The 3,152-nt window shown below is 49.3% G+C and carries 2 protein-coding genes; both read left to right on the top strand.

Annotated features, from left to right (window positions below):
• Positions 1–111: 111 nt before the first annotated feature.
• Complete coding sequence (gene pcrA / locus L5656_RS11095; RefSeq protein WP_297202932.1) at positions 112–2,334, top strand: DNA helicase PcrA; 2,223 nt, start codon at positions 112–114, stop codon at positions 2,332–2,334.
• Between the two features lie 11 nt (positions 2,335–2,345).
• The coding region (locus L5656_RS11090; protein ID WP_428849311.1) for a DNA ligase LigA-related protein at positions 2,346–3,152 on the top strand (807 nt) is incomplete at its 3' end.

The following is a 3,152-nucleotide window of genomic DNA, read 5'->3' as shown; positions in this document are numbered from 1 at the left end:
GGATATAGCAAAGGTCATTTTGGTAATAGCCTGGGCTAATGTTAAAATTAAAGGTTGAAGGCAGGAAATTAACAGAGGTGCAGCGAAAAAAATTTACAGCTTCGGCAAGAGGTGGAGGCTTTGCTCGATTTCTTAAATAGTTTAAATCCCCAGCAGCTAGCAGCAGTGTGTCACCGGGGTGCGCCTTTACTGGTTTTAGCCGGGGCTGGAAGCGGTAAGACCCGGGTTCTTACCTATCGGGTGGCCCATCTGCTTCTAGAGGGTGTAGAACCGGAGGCTATATTGGCCGTTACCTTTACTAACAAAGCGGCCCAGGAGATGCAGGAACGGCTGGAAAAACTGGTGGGTGAGGTGGCCCGGGGTTTATGGGTTAGCACTTTTCACTCGGCCTGCGTCCGGATTTTGAGGAGGGATATCCGTCTTTTAGGGTATAACCCTAATTTCGTGATATACGATACAGACGATCAGTTAGCTTTGTTGCGGGAAGTTTTGAGGGAACTAAACATAGATGAAAAGAAATTTCCACCCCGTTCGGTGGCTGCTGCTATAAGCAATGCTAAAAATGCTCTGTACAATCCAGAGGATTACGCAGCTTTAGCCAGTACTTATGCTGAAGAGAAGATAGCGACCATCTACCGGGCTTACCAGGAGAGGCTAAGGAGATTAAATGCTCTGGATTTTGACGATCTCTTGATGCTTACTGTAAGCTTATTCCAAGAGAATCCCTTGGTGTTGCGCTATTATCAGCATCGCTTTAAGCATATCCTTATCGATGAGTATCAGGATACTAACCACGCCCAGTACGTTTTAGTAAAGCTTCTGGCGGGCAAAGGGGATAACCTGTGTGTAGTAGGAGATCCGGACCAATCCATTTACGGCTGGCGGGGGGCAGATATCGGTAATATTCTGGCCTTTGAAGAAGATTTCCCCAATGCCAAGGTCATCCTTTTGGAAGAAAATTATCGTTCTACCTGGCCTATCTTACATGCGGCTAACGAAGTAATAAAAAATAACTTGGGGCGTAAGGAGAAGAGGCTATGGACCAAAAAGAAAGAAGGTGAGCCCCTTTACCTTTATGAGGCCCGGGATGAGCAGGATGAAGGTAATTTTATTGCTCGAGAGATTTTGAGGCGGCACCAAGAGGAAGGCCGGACTTTTAGCTCTTTTGCTGTTCTTTATAGGACCCATGCCCAATCCCGGGCTTTAGAGGAAGCTTTTATCCGGCTGGGCATCCCGTATGAGATCGTAGGGGGCCTTAAGTTCTACCAGCGGAAGGAAATAAAGGATATACTGGCTTATCTACGGGTGGTGGCTAACCCTGCGGATACTTTCAGCTTAAAGCGGGTTATTAACGTCCCGCGGAGGGGTATAGGAGAGGCTACGTGGTCTAAGTTAGAACTGTTCTGCCGGGAACAGGGCCTAACTATCGTAGAAGCTTTGAATAGGGCAGAGGAGATCCCCGGGCTGGCTTGGCAGAAGATACATACCCTTAAGGAATTGGGGAGATTGCTAGAAACCTTAAGGCAGGAAAAGGATATACTACCTGTAACTGATCTAGTAAAGAAAGTTCTTATAGAAACTGGATACCAGGCGGAGCTAGAAGCGGAAAAAACTCCCGAAGCCTTGGCACGTTTAGAGAACATAAAGGAACTCCTTACAGTTACTCGCTCTTACGATACCCAGGAAGGAGAAAAAAGCTTAGAAGGTTTCTTGTCCCAGGTGGCCCTGGTGGCTGAAGCTGACAGTTTCAGTGGCGGAGATGTGGTGGCCCTGATGACTCTTCATACAGCTAAGGGTTTAGAATTTCCGGTGGTCTTTTTGGCCGGTATGGAGGAAGGCGTGTTCCCCCACTTCCGTTCCCTCACGGACCAAGAGGAACTAGAAGAAGAGCGCCGGCTGTGCTATGTAGGTATGACCAGGGCCCAGGAGGTATTATACCTTACCTATGCTGCTTGCCGACATCTTTATGGTACTACTCTAAATAGCCCTCCTTCTAGGTTTTTGCAGGAGATACCTTCTGAGGTAATACAACCTTGGAAGGAAAGATCTATCCGGAAAGAAATAGCTCCTAGGGCAGCAAAACTTGAGCTCAAGGTCCTACCTGGCGGAAAGGCTGCTTCTGGAAGAGAAAGGGCTTCCGCAGGAACAGCGGGACCGGATCCTTTTCCTAGTATTTCCCTGGCGGTTGGAGATAAAGTACGCCATGCCAAGTTCGGTATCGGCGTAGTAGTGGGTGTAAAGGGAGAGGGTGAAGATGCCCAAGTTACGGTAGATTTCGCTGGGCTGGGGCGTAAAGAATTGCTTCTTAAATATGCACCTTTACAGAAGGTGTGAGGTGGAGGACGATGGTGGATATTGGCCGGGAAGAAGCAGAAAAGCGCCTTAAGGAACTGCGTAAAATCATTGCCGAACATGACTATCGCTACTTTGTTTTGGATGCGCCCGTTATCACCGACCAGGAATACGATGCTTTAATGCGGGAGCTCCTGGAGCTGGAGAAGCGTTTTCCAGAACTTGTTACCCCGGATTCTCCCAGCCAGCGGGTGGGAGGGGCACCACGGCCTGAGTTTACCACTGTGCGCCACCGCCAGCCCTTGCTTAGCCTCTCCAATGCCTTCAATGCCGAAGACCTCCAGGATTTCGACCGCCGTGTGCGTGAACTGGCAGGTCGCCAAGTGGACTATGTGGTGGAACCTAAGATAGATGGGCTTTCTGTGGCTCTAACTTATGTGGATGGAGTTTTTACCACGGGGGCCACTCGCGGGGATGGGGAGGTAGGTGAAGATGTTACAGCTAATCTGCGCACGATAAGGGTTTTACCTTTATATTTACGCCGGCCCGTGCCCAGGCTTGAGGTACGGGGTGAGGCTTATATGCCTAAAGAAGCCTTCGCTAAGCTAAATGAGGCACGTGAAGAAGCAGGCGAACCTATCTTTGCTAATCCCCGTAATGCGGCGGCCGGATCTTTGCGACAGCTAGACCCACAGGTTACAGCTTCCCGTACTCTAGGTCTTTTTGTGTATCAGGTATTGTACGTTGAAGGGGTGGAGCTGTCCACCCAGATGGAAGCTCTGGAGTATCTAGAGGAACAGGGTTTCCCTGTGAATCCCTACCGCCGCCACTGCCGTAATATAGACGAAGTTTTAGAAGTT

It is taken from the genome of Thermanaeromonas sp., assembly GCF_021890735.1.
Taxonomy (GTDB): domain Bacteria; phylum Bacillota; class DSM-521; order Neomoorellales; family Neomoorellaceae; genus Thermanaeromonas.
Note: the sequence above shows the minus strand (reverse complement) of the source record. Positions and strands in the feature narration are given on the sequence as shown.